We start from the raw sequence: 23,641 nt of genomic DNA, 5'->3' as shown, positions 1-23,641 counted from the left end.
GTAAAAAAATTTACCTCAAAGTGACAACTTGGTAACCTTAGCATTACTCTTGCGTATGTGTATTTTAATTACTTGATTATTACTAGAAATAATTATGGATAAAAAGAAGTATTATCTCGAACTTTCAGATAATCTCTCTGCATTATTGGCGGGAGAATATGATTTAATTGCGACCTTGGCAAATACCAGTGCGTTATTATATGAACGTTTAGATGGTGTGAACTGGGCTGGCTTTTACTTGAGCAATGGGCAAGAGCTTGTTTTAGGCCCATTCCAAGGAAAAGTCGCATGTGTTCGAATTCCATTTGGTAAAGGGGTCTGTGGTACGGCATTTAGTGAAAACCAAGTTCAGCGTGTTGAAGATGTTCATGCTTTTCCTGGTCATATCGCTTGTGACGCGGCAAGTAATGCTGAAATTGTCTTTCCGCTGGTAGTAAATGGACAAAATATCGGGGTTTTAGATATTGATAGCCCAAATATTAGCCAATTCGACCAAGAAGATGAAAAAGGGTTACAACACCTTGTAAACCAGTTGTGTCAGCATCTGGCAATGTGTTCTATGCCAAAATATTACTAAATATTGGGCTGTAAAATTAATAGTAACGTGGCAATTGTCAGCAACACGATTATAATGTCGGCTTGTTCATGCCCGTGAGGTTGGCAAAATCGTTGTTATCAGGAAATTTCATGGAAAATCAACCTAAGTTGAATAGTAGTAAAGAAGTTATCGCATTTTTAGCAGAGCGTTTTCCACGCTGTTTTATCGCTGAAGGCGAAGCACGTCCGTTAAAAGTCGGAATTTTTCAAGATATCGTAGGGTGCTTGACGGAAGAAGATGGTATTAGCAAAACGCAATTGCGTTCAGCATTACGCATGTATACTTCTAGCTGGCGCTACCTTTACGGTGTTAAAGAAGGCGCAAAGCGCGTTGACCTAAATGGCGAAGATTGTGGTGAGCTAGATGCAGAGCACATCGCTCATGCTCGCCAACAATTAACTGAGGCGAAAGCACGCGTTCAAGCACAACGTGCTGAACAAAAAGCGCAAAAACGTCCTGTAGCGAAAAAAGCGGGTGAAAAACCAGCACGTAATCCAGAAGCTACTAAAGACAAAGCACCACGTCGTCGCCCATCAGACAATAAAGAACGTCCGCAAAATACATCAGAAAAAACACCCCGTCGTAACAATCCAGCTCCTGAACAAAACCTGAAGTCAGTCACTGATATCAATGCACTTAAAATAGGCCAAACCTTGAAAGTGAAAGTTGGTAGCAGCTTGATGGACGCTTCTGTTCTGGAAATTGCAAAAGACGGTGTGAGAGTTCAATTGCCTACTGGACTGGCAATGATTGTACGCGCGGAACATTTAAAGTTCTGATACGGAGGTCAATCAGGTCATGAACAAACTTCTTAAAGTTGCACTTGTCGTTAGTCTGGCGACTTTCGGCAGTGCAATTGCTAATACACAAGCAGTGGCTCCTGTCACTGCTGCTCAGTTACCTGTCTTAAAACAGAGCGCACAGCATGGCACCGTCAGTGAAAGAGTAACCTCACGGTTTACACGTTCACATTACCGCCAATTTGATTTAGACAATGCGTTTTCTGGGAAAATATTTGACCGTTATCTCAATATGTTAGATTTCGGTCACAATGTTTTACTTCAATCCGATGTTGACCGATATGCCAAAGATAAAGGGAAAGTGGGGCAATGGCTTGAAGATGGCAAATTAGATGCGTTTTATGACCTGTATAACCTGTCTCAGGAAAGACGTTTCGAACGTTTTAAATATGCATTAGCACGTTTAGAACAACCAATTGATTTAAATGCGACAGATTCGATTGAAGTTGACCGTTCAAAATCACCTTGGCCTAAAGACAAGCAAGAGCTTGACCGTCTTTGGGATCAAAAAGTACGTTATGATTGGTTAAACCTAAAGCTTTCAGGCAAAGATGACAAAGAAATCAAAGAGAAACTCACTAAGCGTTATAATTTTGCGTTACGCCGTTTAACTCAAGCGCAAAGTGAAGATGTTTTTCAATTGATAGTGAACTCATTTGCGCGTGAAATCGATCCGCACACCAGTTATCTTTCGCCTCGTAATACTGAGCAATTTAATTCTGAAATGAGCTTATCATTAGAAGGAATTGGTGCAGTTTTACAGCAAGATGACGAAAACACGGTTATCAACTCACTGGTTGCAGGCGGCCCTGCAGCTAAAAGTAAAGAGTTGAAAGTTGGTGATAAAATCATCGGCGTTGGTCAAACAGGTAAACCGATTGTCGATGTTGTTGGTTGGCGTCTTGATGATGTTGTTGCATTGATCAAAGGGCCAAAAGGAAGTCAGGTTCGTTTGGAAGTCGTTTCTGATACTAAAGGGGCGAAGCCACATATCGTTACTATAGTGAGGGAGCAGATCCGACTGGAGGATCGTGCAGTAAAACTGACGATTAAACAGCAAGGTAAAGATAAAGTTGCTGTTCTGGATATTCCTGGTTTTTACGTGGGCTTAACCAATGATGTAAAAACCCAACTGCAAAACATGGCGAAAGATAATGTTTCTGCACTAATTATTGACCTTCGTGGTAATGGTGGTGGAGCATTAACCGAAGCGGTTTCATTATCGGGTTTATTTATTCCAAAAGGGCCAATTGTTCAAGTACGCGATAACAATGGCCAAGTGCGCCAAGATGTTGATGACGATGATGTCATCTATTATAAAGGTCCTTTGGTTGTTTTAGTTGATCGGTTTAGTGCATCAGCGTCTGAAATTTTTGCAGCTGCGATGCAGGATTATGGTCGTGCTTTAATTGTGGGCGAACCAACTTTTGGTAAAGGTACTGTTCAGCAACACCGTAGCTTAAGCCGTGTTTATGACCAAATGCTAAAACCTGAATGGCCATCATTAGGTTCTGTTCAATATACTATTCAAAAATTTTATCGTGTTAATGGTGGTAGTACGCAACGTGAGGGCGTTACCCCTGATGTTGTGATGCCAACGGGGCAAGATCCTGCTGAAACGGGGGAAAGCTTTGAAGATAATGCGCTGCCATGGGATAGCATTCCTGCTGCGAACTATAGCAAAGTAGGGGATATTTCACCTGATTTATCAGCCATTAAAACTAAGCACCTCGATAGAATTAGTCAGGATCGTGAATTCAATTATATCGATGAAGATATCGCTCGCTATAAAGTAAGTAAAGAAAGTAAGAATCTGATTTCATTGAATTATGCAGAGCGTAAGAAAGAAGATGATGAAATTGAGGCGACGAAACTAAAACGAATAAATGAGCGTAATACTAAAGAAGGTAAGCCATTACTGAAGAAATTGGAAGACCTACCAAAAGATTACGAAGCGCCAGACCCATACTTGGACGAAACAGTGAAGATGGCGGTTGATTTGTCAAAACAAAACACCAAAATGCTATCAGGTAATCAGTAGTTCGAAATATATTCAAAACCTATCCAACCTGAAGTCAAACCTAATCGGTTTGTCAGCAGTCTGAAGCCAGCGTAAGCTGGCTTTTTTTATACTAAAATTGATAATCTCAGACTTATCATTATTCATTTTACGTCACAACGAAAATATTTTTGAAGTTAACTTAATGCTCTAACGATAGAATTCTTTACCTTTGCTTAATTTATCCTAAACTTTTGTTGTAGCTCTTTTAAACATGAGGCAATACCATGCGTAAATTACTTTTAGGATTAATGGCTGTTAGTGTCATGATGGTTTCTGTGGTCAATACCGCGAATGCAAGAAATTACCCTTGCTCGGGCAGTAAAGGCGGGATAGATCGCTGCGAAGATGGTAAGTTTATTTGTAATGATGGTTCAACAAGTCGCTCAGAGCAAGTGTGTACCATTGAATTAAAAAACGACATTAACAGCAAGGCGGGTATTGCTGGTGGTGTAATTGGAGCAGGAGTCGCAAAACAATCCAGCAAACCTTCTGTGTCTGATTCAATCAAATCAACAGGGGATAAAACAAGCAAAACAGCCAGTGAAAAAGCAACAAAAGCTTCGGATAAAGCCACTGATGTAGCGAAAACGGTGAAAGAGAAAGCCTCAAAAACGGCTGACAAAGAGGTGGTGAAGGAAACAAAAGAAAAAGCCTCCAAGGCGGTTGATAAAGAGTCTGCAAAAGTGGTGAAAGAAAAAGCATCAAAAGTAGCCGATAAAGACGTAGTGAAAGAGACAAAAGAAAAAGCGTCAAAAGCGACAGATAAAAAAGATGCAGTAAAAGAAACAAAAGAAAAAGCAAGTAAAGCTGCGGATAAAGAAAAATCAAAAGTAGTAAAAGAAAAAGCGACTAAGGCTACTGATAAAGAGCCTGCTAAGGCCGCTAAAGCAGCAAAAGAAAAAGCGGCAAAAGTTGCTAAAGAGAAAGCGAATTAAGGCACGAGTTTTTTGCTGTTAACCTATCATTATATTGTGATAATAATGCCACGCTGCGTGGCATTATTTTTTCGTAAGCGAAACCTTAACTATTGTTTATCAGGCTAAGAAATTCATCAAAAGAGCCGATAAATACATTATTAAGATTCATATCCCTCAAAAATTAGCTTCCTCGATTCAACTAAAAATAAGTTTAAATTGAAATGGCTATGAATTGACCCTTTTAAAACAAATAGTTAAAATTTGAACTCTTAATAAACAGAGAGGTAGGTAGAGCGCTTGCCCTTTTTTTAGTCTCGCTGTGTAAAGTTATGTTATTTTTTACTGTTTTCGTGTTAATTGACTTGAAATAGTGTGAAAAAACCTTATTTATAAAGTAAATTCTACGTGATCTTAGTTTTTACCAAGGAATACAAAAAATGATGAGAATTGCTTTATTCTTGCTCACAAACTTAGCGGTTATGTTTGTGTTTGGAATAATATTGAGTTTAACAGGCATTCGCGGAAGTAGCGTTCAAGGCTTGTTGATTATGGCGGGCTTATTTGGTTTTGGTGGCGCTTTTATTTCATTGCTGATGTCTAAGTGGATGGCTCTGAAATCGGTAGGTGGTGAAGTTATTGAAAACCCACGTAACCAAACTGAACAGTGGTTAATGACAACGGTTCAGCGCCAAGCCCAGCAAGTGGGGATTCAAATGCCACAAGTGGCTATTTACCATGCGCCAGATATCAATGCTTTTGCAACAGGGGCACGTCGTGATGCTTCATTGGTTGCAGTGAGCACAGGGCTACTTGAAAACATGAGTCGCGACGAAGCGGAAGCGGTTATTGCCCATGAAATCAGTCATATCGCCAATGGTGATATGGTGACAATGACCTTGTTACAAGGTGTTGTGAATACTTTCGTTATTTTTATATCCCGTATCATTGCTCAATTAGCTGCAGGTTTTATGTCAAACAATGATAACGAAAGTGAAAGTAGCAACGGTAATCCAATGGTCTATTTTGCGGTTTCTATGGTACTGGAAATTGTATTCGGTATTTTAGCAAGCATTATCACCATGTGGTTCTCTCGTTATCGCGAATTCCACGCTGATGCTGGCTCTGCAAAATTAGTGGGACGTGAAAAAATGATTGCGGCACTGCAAAGACTGAAAACCAGTTATGAGCCGCAAGAAGAAGGGCGCTTGATGGCATTTTGTATTAATGGTCGTGGTAAAGCATTCAGTGAATTATTCCTGTCTCACCCTCCGTTAGATAAACGAATTGAAGCACTTCGCTCAGGCGAATATTTAAAATAGTATGGAAAGCCACTTCAAATGAAGTGGCTTGAGGTTGTTGACAAAGCAGGATAAAAGCGTGGTTTTCCTGCTTTGTGTTATCGGCCAAAAATTAATGAATTGATTTTTCTCGTTTATTTTTAAAACTAATCCAACCTGCAGCCAAATCTAATCGGTTTGTCAGCAGTTTGAAGCCACTTCAAATGAAGTGGCTTTTTTATATAATATTCATAGGGACAGTTATGAAACTTTCACACAGTGTCAGTGGCGCCTTGAGAACGTTCGCCTATTTTATGACTAGTGGTAGCCACTATATGTTAAATGGTGTTGATTATGTTGAATTGTGTGTAGATGAACCGAGTTTAGTTGAACAAGTGTATGCTATTTTAATCAATACATTGGAGCTTGATGAAAAGGGTGATGTAATTAATTTCAAACACGCGCAAAAGCGTGCGACAGACTATATTCGTTGGTATGTAGACCATTCATATGTTATTGACCCGCCATATGAGGATTGGGAGACTGAGTTGCATTGTATGCCAACAAATTAGAATATAAACGCCTAAAACATCGCTCCAAACTGACTCGATATTTATTCTTAATTACGTAAAAATAGGCATTTATTTTCTAAGAGTCTTCAATATATTCCCGATAATAAGCTATATTAACTCTAGTTATAGGGTAATCTTACCTATGTTCAATTTCATATGGGAGTTAAGCATGGACATACTGGTTAAAACAATACTTTTTGGTAATTCATTTCAAACGGCATCTAACCCTGCACGGCTTGTCCCCATTAAATTTGAAATTTATAAAGCAGATCAAGGGTTTTACCATCGGATATATAAAGAGGTGGGGATGTCTGGTGCAAACCTTGGACAGGTATTTCGAGTTTGGGCTTTTGAAGAGCAAAAAAGTTGGGGTAAGCAAACGGAGAATACAACATTAGAGGAATATGCTAATTATTGTAATGACTTATATACACAAGCAGGGCAATAATTGAGGAAAAAAAGCCCCCTTCATAGGGTTTTGAAGGGGGAGCTAAATGAATAAAGAATGGTTTAATTCGTCAATAAAGATAGATGATTTTGATAACAAAAACTTAGTTATTTGTGCAGTTAATCCATTCTTGAATACGTTTATGCTTTAAATCGCATTTATCGCTAAATAATCTATTGGCGATAACCTGTTTTAATTTGTTCTAAGATGTTTGTATAGGTTTCAGCCTGTTTTTCGTCTTCCATTTGAGCAACTTCGCGCTGCATTTTGATCAAAATCTTACCTGCATCTGCTTGGCCAATTGCTTTAAGCATATGTGTAACCAAATTTTTTAGGCATGTCACTTCATCTGCAAGTGCATGGACATCTGGTTCGGTAGGAAAATGCGTTTTCATTAAGTCGATCCTTTAAGATAAAAAGTAATTTGATGGATTGTAGCATAGAAAAAATAATATGTGCTTTCAGATAAATAAGATGTATGTAATCGAAGATAAAACACTCAAATAATGATGTGTTTGTTTGATTTTGCCTAGTTAGGTTTTTAAGAAGGGCTAATTGCAGGAATATGTATTTTAAATTGATTACCAATACTGATAGCAAGCTTTAAAATAGCTAAATAGTTGTGATACAATTCACAAAAATACGGTGATTTTGAGCAATAAAACACCGTTTAATCGTTCAGTTTAGTTCTAAACATATATTTCCCATGTGCCATCATCATAAGTCGGTAACCGATTTGTGTAATTAGCTTATGGAAAACCGAAGGCAAGATAAATAATGACACAAGTATCAAGAAGAACCGCTTGGATCCGTGTTTTAGCGCTGGCGGTTGCTGCATTTGTTTTTAATACAACGGAGTTTGTCCCTGTTGCATTATTAAGTGACATTGCAGCGAGTTTTGGCATGACGGTGGCGCATACAGGGCTGATGATCACCATTTATGCGTGGGTAGTGGCACTCATGTCATTACCGTTAATGTTATTAACCAGTAAAATAGAACGGCGTAAGCTACTGGGATTCTTGTTTGTTATTTTTATTATCAGTCATCTTGTTTCAGGTTTTGCGTGGAACTTTGATGTTTTGATCGCGGGGCGCATTGGCGTTGCTTTGTCTCATGCAGTGTTTTGGTCGATTACGGCATCTTTAGCTATTCGTGTAGCTCCTGCGGGCAAAAAAGCGCAGGCATTAGGCTTATTAGCGACAGGCACTGCGTTAGCGACGGTTTTAGGCTTACCAATCGGTCGTGTTATCGGGCAGTTTTTAGGCTGGCGAGTGACATTTTTGTGTATCGGGGTCGTGGCATTATTTACGATGATTGCACTTATTCGTTTCTTACCACGCTTGCCAAGTGAACATTCAGGTTCTTTGAAAAGCCTTCCAGTTTTATTCAAGCGACCTGCATTAGTCGGAATGTTCGCGCTCACGGTATTAGTGGTGACTGCACACTTCGCTGCTTACAGTTATATTGAGCCATTTGTTCGCGATGTAGCCCATCAGAGCCAAAATTTTGCCACTGTCTTGCTGCTGATTTTTGGTGCTGCGGGTATTATTGGTAGCGTCATCTTTAGCCGTTATAGCACAAAACTTTCATTAATATTCTTACCTTCAGCAATAGCCTTAATGACGCTATGTCTGTTGTTGCTGTTGCCTATGGGAGGCAATGTCTGGTCACTCATTATATTGTCCGTGTTCTGGGGAATTGCGATGATGTGTATTAGCTTAGGTATGCAGGTTAAAGTGATTGATTTAGCACCAGATGCAACAGACTTAGCGATGGCTATCTTCTCTGGAATTTTTAACATCGGTATCGGTGGTGGGGCGTTACTGGGTAATCAAGTGATTGTACATATGGGGATGACTCAAATTGGTTATGTGGGGGCTATAATTGGTGTCATGTCGCTTATTTGGTGCCTCTATTTGTTTAAACGTTATAGCCAAACATTAACGGATAAGCTGGCACCTGCTGAACAACATTAACACACTCAACAATAGACAGTTAAATAAGCTCTGTATTACCTTTATTGGATACAGGGCTTTTTCTGGTTTATCGCTATAATTTATTTTTTTTAATACAACAATAAGGTTTATCAATGAAAGGTCTAAGTTTTCTCTTGATGTCGATTCTTGCAGAAGTGATTGCAACGACCACATTAAAAGCTTCTGAGGGTTTTAGCCGTTTCTGGCCGTCTTTAATTGTGATTATTGGCTATGGGGTATCTTTCTGGGGCTTATCGCAGGTAGTGAAAGTGATGCCATTGGGGATTGCCTATGCTATCTGGTCTGGGCTAGGGATTGTGTTAGTTTCTGTTGCTGCAATTTTTATTTATCACCAAAAACTCGATTTACCTGCAATTATTGGTATGCTATTAATTATTATTGGTGTTTTAGTCATCAATTTATTTTCAAAAAGTAGCACACACTAGTGTAAGGCAAGGGGTTACAACGGCTTGATGGGAGATAAACAGCATGGGGCGTAAGGTCGGCCAGTTATTAAAACCTGTGATGACAGTTGTTGTGGCAGTTGTAATGTCAGTGATGTTATCGGCTTGTGGAAGCTCAGAAGTGAATAAAACCGTTGATAACTCTGCAACTCAGTATGCAAAGCAAGTGGTTAATTTAGGGCCGGGGATCCAGGAAGCCTGCGTTTCTGCAGGAGGATTACCTGCCTTAACACTTGAACTAAATGGTGATGAAACGGCGGTTTGCCAATTTGCAAATGGCAAACGTTGTGCTGCCAATGTTATCCAAAGTGGTGCGTGTATTTAATATTTATTTTAGGCTTCACAAAAGAAAAGCCCCTTTAATCAGGGGCTTTTTACGTTTTCAATTCATTTATTGTGGTTAAACCGATTTTTTAGCGGGGAAAAATTGGCTAATTAACACAATAATAGCCACTAAAATATAAGCGGCAAAAATACCAATTAACCACTGCGGCATATCAAGGCCTAAAAATGCCCACTGTCTAACCGCGCAGTCACCCGTTGCTTCAAACATCGCAGGAACCCACTCTTGCAGTGGCAACCAATCAGGGAAGTTGACAAAGAAATCACAAGAAGCAAATGGCGAAGGGTAAAGTTGCAGCATGGTATGTTCCCATGCAAGGTCTAAACCGCGCCATGCGGCGTAAATCCACACAGCGATGGCTACCCAACGAATGACAATATTTCTCGGTGCGATAGCACCAATTAAACCTGCAAACATAACGCCCAGTAATGCAACGCGTTCATAAATACACATTACGCAGGGTTGAAGCTTCATAACATGTTGAAAATATAATGCCGCACACTCTAACATAAAGGCTGTAAAGGCCATCAATAGCCATGCGCCTCGTCCTTGTGAGCAGTAGTTAAAAAATCGGAACATACTTGAGATATCCTAATTGAGTGATGCGCACATTTTGCCCCTATCTTTCTGATAAAAAAAGCGCCTAAAGCAAAATAAATGCCATTTCGAGTTAGGTTTTACCTAACATTACAATCATGCGCTGATAAAAGCGCCTGATTGAGGTTGAGTATAATCCCTATCCAAATGTAATCAAACCGATGGACGCCATCCAATGCGTTATCGGTACGAGCCAGTATTCAACACCTAATAAGCCAACAATGGTCATGACAACAGTATAAGGAAGTGCCATCCAAACCATTCGACCATATGATAAACGAATTAATGGTGAGAGTGCGGAAGTTAGTAAGAACAAGAATGCCGCTTGCCCGTTTGGTGTTGCTACAGAGGGGAGGTTTGTCCCTGTATTGATAGCCACGGCTAAAAACTGGTATTGCTCAGGTGAAACGAGTCCTTCTTTTGCAGCCTTCATTGCTTCAGTGATATACACAGTGCCCACAAAGACGTTATCTGATACTGCGGATAATAAGCCGTTAAACAGATAAAATAGCGATAACTGGGACGATTCGGACGACTGTAAGACAAACTGAATGAATGGCGTGAAGAGTTGTTGATCAATAATAACGGCGACAATACTGAAAAACACGGTTAATAGTGCCGTGAATGGAAGGGCTTCTTCGAAAGCTTTGCCTAGAGCGTGTTCTTCAGTGATACCACAAAATGCAGTCGCTAACACAATCACGGATAAACCGATTAACCCAACTTCTGCCAAATGGAAGGCCAAAGCAACAATTAGCCATATCCCAATTAGCCCCTGTACCCACAGTTGGGCTTGTTCCTTTTTCGTCCGTTTCGCCGTCATTTTTTTATCATGATCGGTTAAAATTTGGCGAACACTGTCTGGAAGTTCTGCACCGTAACCAAATAGTTTGAACTTTTCTACAAGAAAACAAACAATTAGCCCACAGAGGAAAACAGGGATAGTGACAGGTGCCATACGAATATAAAAGGTAATGAAATCCCAGTTAACATGCTTTGCGATGATTAAGTTTTGAGGTTCACCAACCATGGTCATCACGCCACCCAGCGCCGTACCAATCCCTGCATGCATCATTAAGCTACGTAAAAAAGCGCGAAATTGCTCTAAGGTTTGTTTTTGCTCACTGCTATTAATAAAACCATCATTTTGCAGGTCAATATCACTATGCTGATTAGATGCATATTGGTGATAAATAGAATAGAAACCAATTGAAACGCTGATCACGACAGCAATAACGGTTAACGCATCTAAAAAAGCAGATAAAAACGCACTTGCTAAGCAAAAAGCTAATGACAGAATTCGTTTAGAACGGACGTTTATCAGTAATTTGGTGAAAACAAATAACAACAGCTGCTTCATAAAGTAGATACCAGCCACCATGAAGATCAACAGTAAAATGACTTCAAGATTATTGCTGATTTCATGAGAAATCTGCGCAGGGCTGGTCATGCCAATCAGTACAGCCTCGATAGCGAGTAGGCCTCCAGGTTGTAAGGGATAGCATTTTAATGCCATTGCTAATGTAAATATAAATTCAATGACCAATAGCCATCCTGCGATGAATGGGCTGGCGAAATAGAAAACAATTGGGTTGATGACCAGGAATATAATAATGGCAAGTTTGTACCAATCAGGTGAGTTCCCCAGAAAGTTTTTCAAAAATGCGCTTTTTAAACTAAAATCCATTATGGTTTGTTATCCTCTTATTGGATGTTTTGTCTCGTTCCACAACATACTACTCTTATCTTTTAAGGATTTTAAGTCTATTTGCTAATTGATAATGTATGAATTATATGGAAATTCTATGATTTGCTTCACTCTTTATTTTGAGTCTAACTATATCAGAAGACGACAATCTGGTATGATTTCCTCAATATCCGTTTAAAAGGTTTGGAATAATAAAAATATGGTTATTAAAGCTCAAAGCCCGGCAGGTTTTGCGGAAGAGTACATTATTGAAAGTATATGGAACAACCGTTTTCCACCAGGTTCAATCTTGCCCGCTGAGCGCGAACTGTCTGAGTTAATTGGTGTGACACGCACCACTCTACGTGAGGTGTTACAACGCTTGGCTCGTGATGGTTGGTTAACCATCCAACATGGTAAGCCAACTAAGGTGAATAACTATTGGGAGACTTCTGGCTTAAATATTTTAGAAACATTAGCTCGATTAGATCACGATAGAGTTCCACAACTGATTGATAATTTGCTGGCAGTGCGGACAAATATTGCTGCAATTTTTATTCGTACGGCTTTTCGTAACAACCCTGAAAAGTCCTTAGAGGTATTAGCTGGCAGAGAAAAAGTGGAAGACAATTCAGATGCCTTTAGCGATTTGGATTATAACATTTTCCGTGGTCTCGCTTTTGCTTCAGGTAACCCAATTTATGGGCTAATTATTAATGGGTTAAGAGGGTTATATACCCGTGTTGGTCGGTATTATTTTTCTAACCCTGAAGCGAGACGCTTAGCGTTGAGTTTCTATCAGCAATTAAGCCATCTGTGTCGTGAGCAAGCCTATGACCGTATCATGGAATGTGTGCGTAATTACGGTAAGGAAAGTGGCCTGATTTGGCATTCTATGCAAGGTAATATGCCATCTGACTTAGCTCATATCCGTTAAGCATCATCAAATTTTTATGATTCAAGCCAGCATTCAACGATGGATGCTGGCTTTTTTATTTTGTGAGTCATTCCTAAATCTCTGGTTTTATCGTTCTTACAGAGAATGCGCGATATAACAGTTGTTACAAAGCGTTAATTAATATAATAAGCTGCAAAAATTGCCATTTAAAATATATTAAGTTTCAAGGTTGGCGTTTGTTAGGAGTGAGCGCAAGCAATAGTAAGTTCTGGTTATTTGATAGATTCTACTGAAAAATATTGCTTTCAGCTATAAAATTGTTTCTTGTTTTAAGTAAGATGTTGATATTTAAAATTTAATTGAATCGCCTCTTTTTTATGCGTTAGAATAAAAATCTATTTTGTAAATATATTGTGACAATAATTGAATTTTTTATCTGAATTGTTAAAAGTGTTAATTCACTACATTGGCAAATGAATACTAGAATATTATTCTAATGAGTAAGTCATCATTTTGCGGCTGAGGATCTTATGAAAATTCTAGTGTTAGGTGCAGGTGTTATTGGTGTGACAACAGCATGGTATTTGGCGCAAGAAGGCCATGAAGTTATTGTTGTGGATAGGCAACATGATGTTGCTGAAGAAACTAGTGCAGGTAATGCAGGGCAAGTTTCACCTGGATATGCTACACCATGGGGGGCTCCAGGTATTCCATTGAAAGCGGTAAAATGGATGTTTGAAAAGCATGCACCACTGGCTATTCGTCCAGATGGGTCGTTATTTCAACTACGTTGGATGTGGCAAATGCTCAAAAACTGTGATATTCAGCATTACACAATGAACAAAAGCCGCATGGTGCGTATTGCTGAATATAGCCGTGATTGTATGCGTGAGCTTAGAAATGACATTGGTATTCACTATGAGGAACGCCAAGGAGGTACACTGCAACTGTTTCGTACGGCTAAGCAATTTGATAATGCCGCGAATGATATTGCCGTGCTGCAACAAGAGGGAGTGCCTTATGAGCTATTAACCTCTGATGAATTGATCACAGCAGAGCCAGCACTCGAATTTGTGAAGCACAAATTAACGGGGGGATTGCGTTTACCAAATGATGAAACAGGGGATTGTCAGCAATTCACCAAGAAGCTCGCTAAAATGGCGAAGGATGCAGGGGTAAAATTCCAATTTGGCGTGCAAGTGGAGCAAATTATAACAGAAGGTCAACGTGTGAGTGGTGTGCGTATTGATGGTCAGATCCTGCAAGCCGATAGATATGTGGTTGCGATGGGGTCTTATTCTACCTCAATACTCCAAAATCTGGTTAAAATCCCAGTCTATCCGCTTAAAGGTTACTCGTTGACGATGCCAATTATTGACGCCCAAAGAGCGCCAACTTCCACCATTTTAGATGAAACCTATAAAATTGCAGTCACTCGTTTTGATGAACGCATACGTGTTGGTGGTATGGCAGAAGTGGTCGGTTTTAATTTAAATATCCTGAAAAAACGCTGTGAAACACTGAAAATGGTGGTACAAGACTTGTACCAAGGTGGTGGCGATATCGCACAAGCACAATTTTGGACAGGGCTCAGACCAATGACGCCAGATGGTACGCCAATTGTAGGGCCAACAGCGTATAGCAATTTATACTTGAATACGGGCCACGGCACACTGGGCTGGACGATGGCATGTGGAGCAGGGAAATTGCTGTCAGATTTAATTTCAGGAAATACACCCGATATTGCTTCTGATGATTTGTCAGTATCACGGTATTTAGATGGATTTAATACGAAATTAGTGGCTGGTGGGCATTTAAACCCCGCACGTTAATTCGCTGGTACCATATAACTGATGTATTGACATAAAAATAGACACGTATTTAAGGACTTAAGATGCCACGCCCAATTAGTGCCATTATTCATTTAGACAATTTACAACATAATTTATCGGTTGTGCGTCAGCATTCAGGGCAGGCAAAAATTTGGTCAGTCATGAAGGCGGATGGTTATGGTCATGGTATCAAACACATTTGGCCCGCACTGAAAGCCACTGACGGCTTTGCAGTGTTAGACCTCCAAGAAGCTATTCTATTGCGTGAAGAAGGTTGGAAAGGGCCAATTTTGTTGCTTGAAGGTTTTTTTCAGCCACAAGATTTAGGGGTAATCGACCAGTATCACTTAACGACTAGCGTACATAGTGAATGGCAACTTTATGCTATTGAAAATGCGCAACTGTCTACGCCAATTTCAGTTTATGTCAAACTCAATAGTGGCATGAATCGTTTAGGTTTTCCTGTATCAGGATATCAAAATGTCATTGAACAGTTAGCGAAGATGGAGAATGTCGGCTCCATCACGTTAATGAGTCATTTTGCTAATTCAGATACACATACTGGGGTAATTGAGCCATTTGAGAAAATTAAACAGTTTAGTTATTTGTCTTTACAAACCTGTATTGCCAATTCAGGTGCAACTCTTTGGCACAAAGATACTCAGTATGATTGGGTACGGACGGGGATCTTGTTGTATGGTGCGTCACCAAGTGGAAAGTCAGCTGATATCCAACAGTATCCGCTAAAAGCTGCGATGACGTTACAATCAGAGGTGATAGCAATGCATGATATTGCTGCAGGGGAATCTATCGGTTATGGGAGCCGATTCACTGCATCTAAGCCGATGCGTATCGCTACGGTTGCGTGTGGTTACGCTGATGGCTATCCACGTCATGCCCCCAATGGAACACCTGTTTGGTGCAATGGGACACGTTGTGCGCTATTAGGCGCAGTTTCTATGGATATGTTGAGCATTGATATCACCCATTGTAGTGATGTGAAATTAGGCACCACAGTGGAATTGTGGGGGCAAAATTTGCCTGTGGACGATGTGGCACAAGCGGCAGGCACGATAGGCTATGAATTAATGTGTGCACTTGCAAAAAGAGTTCCTGTTCGTTACGAAAAAAGCGTAGAATAATTGTTAACCAATACGATCGCTAACTCACATATTTAGCTTTAAATGTGATTTAGATTATGAAGATTGGGGATCTTTGCATATTGATATAACATATAAGTTTGATCCATTTCTCATTATTTTTAGGTTTAATCTATGTCTAAAACAATTAAGTTAACCACACTTGCTGTGGCGTTAAGCGTGTTATCTAGCGCAGCTTTAGCTGGAACATGGTCTGTTGGTGGCTCTGTACTGGCGCAATCTACGCCATATAAAGGCATTAAGTCTCGTGATTATATTACGCCAGTACCAATTGTGAATTATGACAGTGAAAATTTTTACTTTCATACGTTAGCTGCAGGTTACTATCTGTGGAATGACACGCAAGATCAACTGTCTTTAGATGCGTACTATTATCCTCAATTTTTTAAACCTAAAGACAATGATGACAAAGCAATGCGTGAGCTAAATCGTCGCCGTGATACGGTTATGACCGGTTTTACCTACCGCCATAAAGCGGATTGGGGCACACTGCGTACGAATATTTCAGGGGATATCCTTGGTATTAGTAATGGTATTCGTGGTGAGTTTGCTTACCTATATGGCTTTGAAGGCGACAAATGGTCTATCACGCCAGGCTTAGGTATTAAATGGGATAGCAAAAATCAAAATCGTTATGAATATGGCGTTTCTTCAAAAGAATCGAATCATAGCGGTTTAAAACGTTATAACCCAGGTTCAAGCTGGACGCCGTATATGGAAGTCACAGGTAACTACCGTTTCGACGAAAATTGGACTGTGTTTGCGATGGGGCGTGTTGACCGCCTACCGAGTGAAGTAAAAGATAGCCCAATGGTGAATAAATCTGTTTCTGCCATTATGTGGACGGGTGTGACCTATACATTCTAATGTGTCGTTAAAGAATCATAAACCCTCAGTAAGATGACTCTACTGGGGGTTTATTTTGTCTTAATATTAATTTTGTGGTTTATTATCGCGGCTTACCATCACTAAAGACAGGCGAGCAGGGTGCTGAGCATCGCTTTTCATGGGCACATTAATACAGGCCGTTTCAACACAAACCATCTGTTTATAACCATTATTTGGCATGTCTTGCATACTACATGATAATTCAGCCCATGGATTCCAACACACCACATCACTATTATGGTAATGATGCAATTCAATCGTGCGGTTCCAGCCGTCATCGCGCAGTAAGCTGTACTCTTCAGGTTCTGAATAGATGCGGTCAGTGTGTTTATTGAATTTTAATGGTTCAGATGCATACACTTCTTTATCAGCGACCTTATCAAAATAGTGACCGCCAAGGCCGTAAACAGTCGCTTTGTGAATATCACTGATGTTGAAGTAAGTGTGTAATGCTGCTGTCGTTTCAAAATCACCATAGCTTTCGAGCTCAAGCTCACAGGTTTCACCCAGTTTCATTCGTAAAATCAATGTGAACTCGTGGGGCCATAGCTTACGGGTATAATCAGTGTCAGTGAGCGTAAAGGTTAAAATTACCCCATCATCATGTTCATTATGGGCAGTAAATTGCCAAGGCAAGATACGCGCAAAGCCGTGACTCGGACTCGCTACAGGGCCAAACCATGGCCAACAGATAGGAATGCCTCCACGGATTGCTACGCCGTTTTTAAACGCACTTTCAGAACTTAGCCAAAGACACGGCTTTTGCCCCGCAGGTTGCCAATCAATGAGATGTGCGCCTTGTAAACTGACTGCACCACGAACTTTTGGGTGAGAAACCACAATCAGTGGTAGGTCACCTAATTGGCGTTGAGTGATATAGGCAGAGAGTTGTTTAATAACGGGTAGAGCAAAAATTTTTTCGTGCATGGTATCGGCCTGTGTTAGTAGAAACAGCATTAATACGCATTATACGTTTTGCGTGTGGCAGATTTGTGCGATGTATGGCACTTATCTTAAATCTGATTGAAAGTTGGTTTATACAGTATCGAATAATGGATTAAAGATAAATGAAGTGAGATAAAATATTAATGCAGTATTCGATATGATACAAAAGAGCCGCCAATTGGCGGCTCAGTCAGGCTAATTACTTAACAACACTTATTTAGAGATGTGAGCAATCAGGTCTAATACTTTGTTTGAGTAACCTGTTTCGTTGTCATACCAAGAAACTAATTTAACAAAGTTATCGTTCAGTGCGATACCAGCTTTAGCATCAAACACAGAAGTCAGTTTTTCACCGTTGAAGTCTGTTGATACAACGTCATCTTCAGTGTAGCCCAGAACACCTTTCAGTTCGCCTGCTGCAGCTTCTTTGATAGCTTCACAGATTTGCGCGTAAGTTGCTGGTTTTTCTAAACGTGCAGTTAAGTCAACAACTGAAACGTTTGGTGTTGGTACACGGAAAGACATACCAGTCAGTTTACCGTTCAGCTCAGGAATAACTTTACCTACAGCTTTAGCAGCACCAGTTGAAGATGGGATGATGTTTTGAGAAGCACCACGACCACCACGCCAGTCTTTGTGAGAAGGGCCATCAACTGTTTTTTGCGTTGCAGTTGTTGCGTGAACAGTCGTCATCAGACCTTCAACGATACCGAATTTGTCGTTGATAACTTTAGCCAGCGGCGCTAAGCAGTTAGTTGTACAAGATGCGTTAGAAACGATTTCTTGACCTGCGTAAGCTTTGTGGTTAACGCCCATAACGAACATTGGAGTGTCATCTTTAGAAGGGCCAGTCAGAACAACTTTTTTCGCACCTGCTTGGATGTGTTTACGCGCAGTTTCATCAGTCAGGAAGATACCTGTTGCTTCAGCAACAACATCAACACCAACTTCGTTCCATTTCAGGTTTGCAGGATCTTTTTCTGCAGTAACACGGATTTTTTTACCGTTTACAACCAGGTGACCATCTTTAACTTCAACAGTACCGTTGAAACGACCGTGAGTTGAATCGTATTTCAGCATGTAAGCCATGTATTCTGCATCGAGCAGGTCGTTGATAGCAACGATTTCGATATCAGAACGCTCTTGTGCAGCACGGAAAACGATACGGCCAATACGACCAAAACCATTAATACCTACTTTGATAGTCATAGTATTTCCACCAGCTATTTATTCGTGAATTAAGTTGTAGTTAAAGTTACCAAAACCTTGCCAGCCGTCAAGCGGAATCGTGTCAATTATTGAAAAAAATCAATTCTGATACCACTAACTGCTTATTTGTCAGCCACTTCAGCGGCAAACACAGCCGCACGTATTATCGGGATTGTACGGCATAATGAAACCATCTATCAGTGATATATGTGATACGCTTCACAAATCAAAACGGAAAGTAAGATGCTTCTTAGTTTAGAATAGTTTTATAAAAATTGTTGTTAATTTTTTGTTGCTGAAAATTACGGTGTGATAGTCATCAACAGAACAAATTGCTTAAATACGTGGATAAGTTATGTCACAGAAAGATAAACAACACGTTGATATTTCAGATTTAAATGAGATACAGCGTTATGTTACACAGCAAGCGGGCACTGAGCCGCCATTTAGTGGTCAATTATTGCATAACCGTAAAGAGGGTGTGTACGAATGCCTGTGTTGTGGTACACCTTTATTTATGTCTGAGACTAAATTTGATGCAGGTTGTGGGTGGCCAAGTTTCTATGAGCCAGTGAATGATCATGTCATCAAATACATCGAAGATTTTTCTCATGGTATGCATCGTATTGAAGTCCGTTGCCAAAATTGTAATGCCCACTTAGGGCATGTGTTCCCTGATGGACCTATGCCAACAGGGCAACGTTACTGTATTAATTCAGCATCCTTAAGCTTTTTGGATGAGTCATCGGGTGAAAAGACGCGTGGTTAGGCTGCTGAAGGCTGCTGAAGTTTATAAGTTATTATCAACAACCTTCAGCAATAACGATTCAGCTAAAAATAAAAAAGCAATTTAACTAAACGTCAGTATAATTTTTCGAAGGAGCGGTGCCATGAGTGTAGAAGTCGACCCAAAACATATTGAACAATTGCTTGCAGTAATGACCCCAGAGATTTATGAGCGTCTCGTTACTGCCGTTGAGTTGGGGAAATGGCCAGATGGAGTTCCTTTAACGGCGGAGCAAAAAGAACATAGCTTACAGATGGTGATGCTGTGGCAATCACGCCATAACCATGATGCTGAACATATGACTGTTGGTACCAATGGTGAGATCACCATGAAAAGCAAGCAAGAGCTGAAAGCGATGTTCCAAGGGGAGATGTTCGCAACACTCAAACCGCAAAATAACGATTAAGGTTGAGCAGCAATATTTTCTCAAAGAATACAGTACAAGGGAAAATATTGCTGAGGAAAATGAGGGGTTAGGCAATATCGTCTAGTGTGATAAGTTTGGCGCCTTGCTGTTCCATTTCGGTTAATGCAATCTGGCTGTCATTAGCGGTTAAGTTTACCCCACGACAGCCGTCAACTAATACATCAACGCTGTAGCCCAAATTCAAGGCATCGAGCACTGTAAATTTAACGCAATAATCGGTCGCAATCCCCATAATAATTAAATGGGTGATCCTCTGAGCTTGTAGCCATGTGTGTAATCGAGTTTGACTTACCTTATCGTTATCAAAGAAAGCGCTATAGCTATCAACTTGCGGGTTTTCGCCTTTCGTAAATGTTTCTTGAATGGCTTGAGTGTTTAATTGTGGGTGGAACTCTGAGCCATATTCGCCTTGGACACAATGTACAGGCCACCATACTTGCGCCAGCCCATTAAGTTCACCGATATCGCCAATTTGTGTGCCTGAGTTTGCGGCAAAACTTAAATGATTAACAGGGTGCCAATCTTGACTTGCAAGGGTGGCAATCCCTTTTTGTTGGCAAATCGTGATTGCTTTATTTGCTATGTCTATAACGTGTTCACTTTCATTCACAGCGAGAGTGCCGCCTGTGCAAAAATCATTTTGTAAATCGACTAACAATAAGGCCGTTTTCATCATTTCCTCAGTTATTCATCAGCGTAACTCAATTCACCGCGTAAATTATTTTGCATTAATTCGCGGATCAGCGCAGGTGTGTAATCTTGGCTCAGTAAATAATGTAATTTACTCAATGCCGCTTCAAAAGTCATGTCATAACCACTAATTACCCCTGATTCTGCGAGGGCATGTCCTGTGGCATAGCCTTCCATATTCACACGCCCTGAAATGCACTGTGTTAGATTGACCACAATAATCCCACGGTTAGTCGCTTCCCGTAGAATGCGCAGTAATTCAGGCTGCTGAGGTGCATTCCCGACCCCATAAGAGCGCAAGATTAATGCTTTGACGGGTTGTTGAAGAATATTACGAACAATATCAATAGATAAACCAGGGTAGAGCGTGACAACGCCAATCGGTTGAGGTGTGATGCGGTGTGTCTTGAATTCCCCGACGCCAATGGGGGCGGGGCAAGCATTAAAAGTACGAATATGAATACCTGCTTCCATCAACGGTGAGCAGTTCGGGGAACTAAAGGCATCGAAACCATCTGCATGCGCTTTGACTGTACGGTTACCACGGTACAATTTATTGTTGAAAAATAATCCTACTTCATTAATGGGATAATTTGCTGCTAAATACAAGGCATTCAATAAGTTAGTTTGACCATCAGAACGTAATGCTTCCAATGGAATTTGAGACCCTGTCACGATAACGGGCTTCTTTAAGTTTTCAAACATAAAAGAAAGGGCGGATGCTGTAAATGCCATGGTATCCGTGCCGTGTAAAATGACAAATCCATCATATTTTTCATAGTGTTGGCAAATATCATCTGCAATGATTTGCCAATCTTCAGGGGTGATATCGGATGAGTCGATTAATGGCTGATGTTCGCGAATTGTGAATTCAGGCATTTCTGGACGGTGAAATTCAGGCATCTGAGCCAATTGCGCTTGTAAATGACCTGAGACAGGTATGTAACCTTGTGGTGAGTGACGCATGCCGATGGTGCCGCCAGTATAAACGACATAAATAGATTTCTTCTGCATTTGATTACCTAATTTATTAGCGCATGGAGAAGTGAAAATAATTATCCGAATTTTGACGTAATTACTGGTGTATTACTATCGTTAAATTGCTAATTTGTAGATTGAAATGAGGTGAACTGAGTATCTAGTGAGAGAAATCCCCTCCAGTAAGCTAGAGGGGATGGCGATTAGTTAATTTCAGCGCAATTTAAGCAAAATGCATAACGGTTTTGTGGGTCATTCATTTTTAAGAAAAATTGAGCTTGTTGGCGGATATCTGTTGCAACAGCGGGTGGTAAAAACACGTGCAGAACATCAGGCATGGCTGCTTGAACATTACTGGTTAATTCAAGTAGCAGCTGGTCCATAAAGGACAATTCTGGTTTCATCCAATCCAATTGTACTTCTGACAGTTTAGCCAATTCTGCGGCTTTATCCACGGCGTCATCAAAATCACCCAGTTGGTCGACAAGGCCATTTTTCAATGCATCTTGACCAATCCAAACACGGCCTTGGGCAATTTTGTCTATTTGCTCAGGGGTTTTGTTTCGCGCTTTTGCTACAAGATTAATAAAGGTGTCATAACCATTTTCAATGGTGATTTGCATCATATCTGCAAATTGTGGGTTGATCCCTTTTGTTATGGAGATATCGGCAAGTGGTGAAGTGGAAACCCCATCAGTGTATACGCCAATAGAATCCAGTGATTTTTCAAAGGTATTAATTACACCAAAGATACCAATTGAGCCCGTTAGCGTATTTGGGCTTGCAATAATATAATCCGCAGGTGTGGAAACCCAGTAACCGCCTGATGCCGCCATACCGCCCATAGAAACAACAACAGGTTTACCTGCAGCATGGGCGGACGCTAATTCGCTGCGAATAAGGTCAGATGCACTAACGCTTCCCCCTGGGCTATTCACACGTAGAACAATGGCTTTGATATTGTCATCAAGGCGGGCATCGCGGATTTGTGCTGCTATGGTATCCCCCCCAGCAATTCCAGGCGTCTGTGGGCCATCCATGATTGCGCCTTGCACTACGATGACGGCAATGTTGCCGCCTTGGTTTGCGGTGGTATCGGCAATCTTAGCTGAGTAATCATAGATACTAATATTATTGAATTGCTTATCGTCTTTATTCCAACCAAAGTGCTTGCTGAGGAGCTCTTCGACTTGCTCATTGGTATACACTTTATCAACCAATTTTTGTTTTAATGCATACTGAGCGCTATCACCTTTAACTGCACGTAATTGGCTAAGGACTGTATCAGCTCCAGGGAAAATTTGCGTAGTGGTCATTTTACGGTTAGTCGCTAAAGCATCCAAATAATTGTTCCATAAAGCATTTAACCATTGCTGATTCGCAAGGCGCGCGTCAGGGGACATATCATCACGCATCATGGGTTCAACCGCAGATTTATACGTTCCGACACGGAAAATATGGCTGCTAATTTTCAGTTTTTCTAACAAGGACTTGTAGTAAATGCTGTTTGTAGCGAAACCATATAAGCCAACGGAGCCTTGTGGTGTAAGATAGATATCGTCTGCAAAGCTTGCAAGGTAATATTGTGGTTGAGAAAAATGGTTACCTACAGCGTAAACTTGCTTACCTTTGTGCTTAAATTGTGCAATGGCTTTACCAATATAAGCAAGGGAAGGTTGATCTGCCCCGACTAAGTTATCAAGGCGTAATACCATACCTGTAATACGGTCGTCATCGGCGGCAGTGCGAATGGTATCGACAATATCGAATAAAGAGTTTTCTTGCATCCGATTATTAGAGGTGCCTAATAATTCGCGGCTCATACGCCCGAACGGGTCAGGTGCAGAGACTTGGTCAACCACCACGCCTTGTAAGTCTACATACAACGCACCATAGTAATTTTTTTCAGGCTCAGATTCTGAGTGATAAAGGGCAAAAGACCCAATCACAATGAAGAACAGCACAAGGAAAATCGCGTTGAAAACGAATTCCCGAATAAAGTTAAGTGCCTTCCAACTGATTTTAAAGATGGTGGCGAGGATGTCCCATATTTGACGCATTTTTTCTCCTATCCTTCATATTTTG

24 protein-coding genes are annotated in these 23,641 nt (G+C 40.6%); 16 read left to right on the top strand and 8 right to left on the bottom strand.

The window, feature by feature from the left end; genetic code table 11:
- Positions 1-94 precede the first annotated feature (94 nt).
- The 7 genes from PSF27_RS09950 to PSF27_RS09920 all read left to right on the top strand — a co-directional run bounded on the left by PSF27_RS09950 (position 95) and on the right by PSF27_RS09920 (position 6,674).
- Positions 95-577 (top strand): GAF domain-containing protein, encoded by a 483-nt coding sequence (locus tag PSF27_RS09950; RefSeq protein WP_206086167.1) that lies wholly within the window; start codon positions 95-97, stop codon positions 575-577.
- Positions 578-687: 110 nt separating this feature from the next.
- Entirely contained in the window at positions 688-1,377 is a 690-nt protein-coding gene (proQ, locus tag PSF27_RS09945; protein ID WP_206086166.1) for an RNA chaperone ProQ, read from the top strand.
- 19 nt (positions 1,378-1,396) lie between these two features.
- On the top strand, positions 1,397-3,439 hold the full coding sequence (prc, locus tag PSF27_RS09940; protein WP_272681385.1) for a carboxy terminal-processing peptidase: 2,043 nt from the start codon (positions 1,397-1,399) through the stop codon (positions 3,437-3,439).
- Positions 3,440-3,684: 245 nt separating this feature from the next.
- Positions 3,685-4,395 (top strand): cell envelope biogenesis protein TolA, encoded by a 711-nt coding sequence (locus PSF27_RS09935; protein WP_272681384.1) that lies wholly within the window; start codon positions 3,685-3,687, stop codon positions 4,393-4,395.
- 419 nt (positions 4,396-4,814) lie between these two features.
- Positions 4,815-5,696 carry a protease HtpX gene (gene htpX / locus PSF27_RS09930; RefSeq protein WP_206086163.1) on the top strand — a complete coding sequence of 294 codons (882 nt, stop codon included), beginning with the start codon at positions 4,815-4,817 and terminating at the stop codon, positions 5,694-5,696.
- Positions 5,697-5,917: 221 nt separating this feature from the next.
- Positions 5,918-6,226 carry a DUF7677 family protein gene (locus PSF27_RS09925; protein ID WP_206086162.1) on the top strand — a complete coding sequence of 103 codons (309 nt, stop codon included), beginning with the start codon at positions 5,918-5,920 and terminating at the stop codon, positions 6,224-6,226.
- 169 nt (positions 6,227-6,395) lie between these two features.
- Complete coding sequence (locus PSF27_RS09920) at positions 6,396-6,674, top strand: hypothetical protein (protein ID WP_206086161.1); 279 nt, start codon at positions 6,396-6,398, stop codon at positions 6,672-6,674.
- Positions 6,675-6,847: 173 nt separating this feature from the next.
- On the opposite strand, the gene PSF27_RS09915 is transcribed toward PSF27_RS09920, so the two are convergent.
- Entirely contained in the window at positions 6,848-7,069 is a 222-nt protein-coding gene (locus PSF27_RS09915; RefSeq protein WP_206086160.1) for a DUF2594 family protein, read from the bottom strand.
- A 382-nt stretch (positions 7,070-7,451) separates the two neighbouring features.
- Here PSF27_RS09915 and PSF27_RS09910 point away from each other — a divergent pair, with 382 nt between their 5' ends.
- The 3 genes from PSF27_RS09910 (at position 7,452) to PSF27_RS09900 (ending at position 9,440) form a co-directional block, all read left to right on the top strand.
- Complete coding sequence (locus PSF27_RS09910; protein WP_272681383.1) at positions 7,452-8,651, top strand: sugar transporter; 1,200 nt, start codon at positions 7,452-7,454, stop codon at positions 8,649-8,651.
- 113 nt (positions 8,652-8,764) lie between these two features.
- Entirely contained in the window at positions 8,765-9,097 is a 333-nt protein-coding gene (locus PSF27_RS09905) for a DMT family transporter (RefSeq protein ID WP_206086158.1), read from the top strand.
- Positions 9,098-9,140: 43 nt separating this feature from the next.
- Positions 9,141-9,440: a DUF333 domain-containing protein gene (locus tag PSF27_RS09900; RefSeq protein ID WP_272573179.1), complete on the top strand. Its 300-nt coding sequence runs from the start codon at positions 9,141-9,143 to the stop codon at positions 9,438-9,440.
- Positions 9,441-9,515: 75 nt separating this feature from the next.
- Here PSF27_RS09900 and dsbB read toward each other — a convergent pair whose 3' ends face one another.
- Together dsbB and nhaB are read right to left on the bottom strand one after the other, a co-directional pair.
- On the bottom strand, positions 9,516-10,037 hold the full coding sequence (dsbB, locus tag PSF27_RS09895; RefSeq protein ID WP_206086156.1) for a disulfide bond formation protein DsbB: 522 nt from the start codon (positions 10,035-10,037) through the stop codon (positions 9,516-9,518).
- 157 nt (positions 10,038-10,194) lie between these two features.
- On the bottom strand, positions 10,195-11,742 hold the full coding sequence (gene nhaB, locus PSF27_RS09890; protein WP_272539382.1) for a sodium/proton antiporter NhaB: 1,548 nt from the start codon (positions 11,740-11,742) through the stop codon (positions 10,195-10,197).
- Positions 11,743-11,962: 220 nt separating this feature from the next.
- Here nhaB and fadR point away from each other — a divergent pair, with 220 nt between their 5' ends.
- From fadR to PSF27_RS09870, 4 genes are all read left to right on the top strand, one after another.
- Complete coding sequence (gene fadR, locus PSF27_RS09885; protein WP_047756875.1) at positions 11,963-12,679, top strand: fatty acid metabolism transcriptional regulator FadR; 717 nt, start codon at positions 11,963-11,965, stop codon at positions 12,677-12,679.
- 491 nt (positions 12,680-13,170) lie between these two features.
- Positions 13,171-14,472 (top strand): D-amino acid dehydrogenase, encoded by a 1,302-nt coding sequence (locus PSF27_RS09880; RefSeq protein ID WP_206086154.1) that lies wholly within the window; start codon positions 13,171-13,173, stop codon positions 14,470-14,472.
- Between the two features lie 62 nt (positions 14,473-14,534).
- Positions 14,535-15,614: an alanine racemase gene (alr, locus tag PSF27_RS09875; RefSeq protein WP_272681382.1), complete on the top strand. Its 1,080-nt coding sequence runs from the start codon at positions 14,535-14,537 to the stop codon at positions 15,612-15,614.
- A gap of 132 nt (positions 15,615-15,746) precedes the next feature.
- Complete coding sequence (locus PSF27_RS09870; protein WP_206086152.1) at positions 15,747-16,499, top strand: MipA/OmpV family protein; 753 nt, start codon at positions 15,747-15,749, stop codon at positions 16,497-16,499.
- 66 nt (positions 16,500-16,565) lie between these two features.
- Here PSF27_RS09870 and PSF27_RS09865 read toward each other — a convergent pair whose 3' ends face one another.
- Both PSF27_RS09865 and gapA read right to left on the bottom strand, forming a co-directional pair.
- Positions 16,566-17,447 (bottom strand): D-hexose-6-phosphate mutarotase, encoded by an 882-nt coding sequence (locus PSF27_RS09865; RefSeq protein ID WP_206086151.1) that lies wholly within the window; start codon positions 17,445-17,447, stop codon positions 16,566-16,568.
- 231 nt (positions 17,448-17,678) lie between these two features.
- A complete protein-coding gene (gapA, locus tag PSF27_RS09860) occupies positions 17,679-18,674 on the bottom strand; it encodes a glyceraldehyde-3-phosphate dehydrogenase (RefSeq protein WP_206086150.1) in 996 nt (331 codons plus the stop codon).
- A gap of 355 nt (positions 18,675-19,029) precedes the next feature.
- Here gapA and msrB point away from each other — a divergent pair, with 355 nt between their 5' ends.
- Entirely contained in the window at positions 19,030-19,443 is a 414-nt protein-coding gene (gene msrB, locus PSF27_RS09855) for a peptide-methionine (R)-S-oxide reductase MsrB (RefSeq protein WP_206086149.1), read from the top strand.
- Between the two features lie 121 nt (positions 19,444-19,564).
- Positions 19,565-19,867: a YeaC family protein gene (locus PSF27_RS09850; protein WP_206086148.1), complete on the top strand. Its 303-nt coding sequence runs from the start codon at positions 19,565-19,567 to the stop codon at positions 19,865-19,867.
- A gap of 67 nt (positions 19,868-19,934) precedes the next feature.
- Here PSF27_RS09850 and pncA read toward each other — a convergent pair whose 3' ends face one another.
- From pncA to sppA, 3 genes are all read right to left on the bottom strand, one after another.
- Positions 19,935-20,561 carry a bifunctional nicotinamidase/pyrazinamidase gene (pncA, locus tag PSF27_RS09845; RefSeq protein WP_272681436.1) on the bottom strand — a complete coding sequence of 209 codons (627 nt, stop codon included), beginning with the start codon at positions 20,559-20,561 and terminating at the stop codon, positions 19,935-19,937.
- A gap of 11 nt (positions 20,562-20,572) precedes the next feature.
- On the bottom strand, positions 20,573-21,592 hold the full coding sequence (gene ansA / locus PSF27_RS09840; RefSeq protein ID WP_272539380.1) for an asparaginase: 1,020 nt from the start codon (positions 21,590-21,592) through the stop codon (positions 20,573-20,575).
- A gap of 167 nt (positions 21,593-21,759) precedes the next feature.
- Positions 21,760-23,616: a signal peptide peptidase SppA gene (sppA, locus tag PSF27_RS09835; RefSeq protein WP_206086145.1), complete on the bottom strand. Its 1,857-nt coding sequence runs from the start codon at positions 23,614-23,616 to the stop codon at positions 21,760-21,762.
- Positions 23,617-23,641: the final 25 nt, after the last annotated feature.

The sequence above is a fragment of the Providencia sp. PROV129 genome, assembly GCF_028482245.1.
GTDB classification, from domain to species: Bacteria; Pseudomonadota; Gammaproteobacteria; order Enterobacterales; family Enterobacteriaceae; genus Providencia; species Providencia vermicola.
This window is presented reverse-complemented; position numbering and strand designations above follow the sequence as displayed.

Coding starts and splice junctions, on each gene's coding strand:
- PSF27_RS09925 (WP_206086162.1), top strand. CDS start 5,918: ATGAAACTTTCACACAGTGTCAGTGGCGCCTTGAGAACGTTCGCCTAT.
- PSF27_RS09900 (WP_272573179.1), top strand. CDS start 9,141: ATGGGGCGTAAGGTCGGCCAGTTATTAAAACCTGTGATGACAGTTGTT.
- PSF27_RS09915 (WP_206086160.1), bottom strand. CDS start 7,069: ATGAAAACGCATTTTCCTACCGAACCAGATGTCCATGCACTTGCAGAT.
- gapA (WP_206086150.1), bottom strand. CDS start 18,674: ATGACTATCAAAGTAGGTATTAATGGTTTTGGTCGTATTGGCCGTATC.
- PSF27_RS09905 (WP_206086158.1), top strand. CDS start 8,765: ATGAAAGGTCTAAGTTTTCTCTTGATGTCGATTCTTGCAGAAGTGATT.
- dsbB (WP_206086156.1), bottom strand. CDS start 10,037: ATGTTCCGATTTTTTAACTACTGCTCACAAGGACGAGGCGCATGGCTA.
- PSF27_RS09920 (WP_206086161.1), top strand. CDS start 6,396: ATGGACATACTGGTTAAAACAATACTTTTTGGTAATTCATTTCAAACG.
- PSF27_RS09870 (WP_206086152.1), top strand. CDS start 15,747: ATGTCTAAAACAATTAAGTTAACCACACTTGCTGTGGCGTTAAGCGTG.
- proQ (WP_206086166.1), top strand. CDS start 688: ATGGAAAATCAACCTAAGTTGAATAGTAGTAAAGAAGTTATCGCATTT.
- PSF27_RS09910 (WP_272681383.1), top strand. CDS start 7,452: ATGACACAAGTATCAAGAAGAACCGCTTGGATCCGTGTTTTAGCGCTG.
- PSF27_RS09880 (WP_206086154.1), top strand. CDS start 13,171: ATGAAAATTCTAGTGTTAGGTGCAGGTGTTATTGGTGTGACAACAGCA.
- ansA (WP_272539380.1), bottom strand. CDS start 21,592: ATGCAGAAGAAATCTATTTATGTCGTTTATACTGGCGGCACCATCGGC.
- prc (WP_272681385.1), top strand. CDS start 1,397: ATGAACAAACTTCTTAAAGTTGCACTTGTCGTTAGTCTGGCGACTTTC.
- sppA (WP_206086145.1), bottom strand. CDS start 23,616: ATGCGTCAAATATGGGACATCCTCGCCACCATCTTTAAAATCAGTTGG.
- PSF27_RS09950 (WP_206086167.1), top strand. CDS start 95: ATGGATAAAAAGAAGTATTATCTCGAACTTTCAGATAATCTCTCTGCA.
- msrB (WP_206086149.1), top strand. CDS start 19,030: ATGTCACAGAAAGATAAACAACACGTTGATATTTCAGATTTAAATGAG.
- nhaB (WP_272539382.1), bottom strand. CDS start 11,742: ATGGATTTTAGTTTAAAAAGCGCATTTTTGAAAAACTTTCTGGGGAAC.
- PSF27_RS09865 (WP_206086151.1), bottom strand. CDS start 17,447: ATGCACGAAAAAATTTTTGCTCTACCCGTTATTAAACAACTCTCTGCC.
- PSF27_RS09935 (WP_272681384.1), top strand. CDS start 3,685: ATGCGTAAATTACTTTTAGGATTAATGGCTGTTAGTGTCATGATGGTT.
- htpX (WP_206086163.1), top strand. CDS start 4,815: ATGATGAGAATTGCTTTATTCTTGCTCACAAACTTAGCGGTTATGTTT.
- pncA (WP_272681436.1), bottom strand. CDS start 20,561: ATGAAAACGGCCTTATTGTTAGTCGATTTACAAAATGATTTTTGCACA.
- alr (WP_272681382.1), top strand. CDS start 14,535: ATGCCACGCCCAATTAGTGCCATTATTCATTTAGACAATTTACAACAT.
- fadR (WP_047756875.1), top strand. CDS start 11,963: ATGGTTATTAAAGCTCAAAGCCCGGCAGGTTTTGCGGAAGAGTACATT.
- PSF27_RS09850 (WP_206086148.1), top strand. CDS start 19,565: ATGAGTGTAGAAGTCGACCCAAAACATATTGAACAATTGCTTGCAGTA.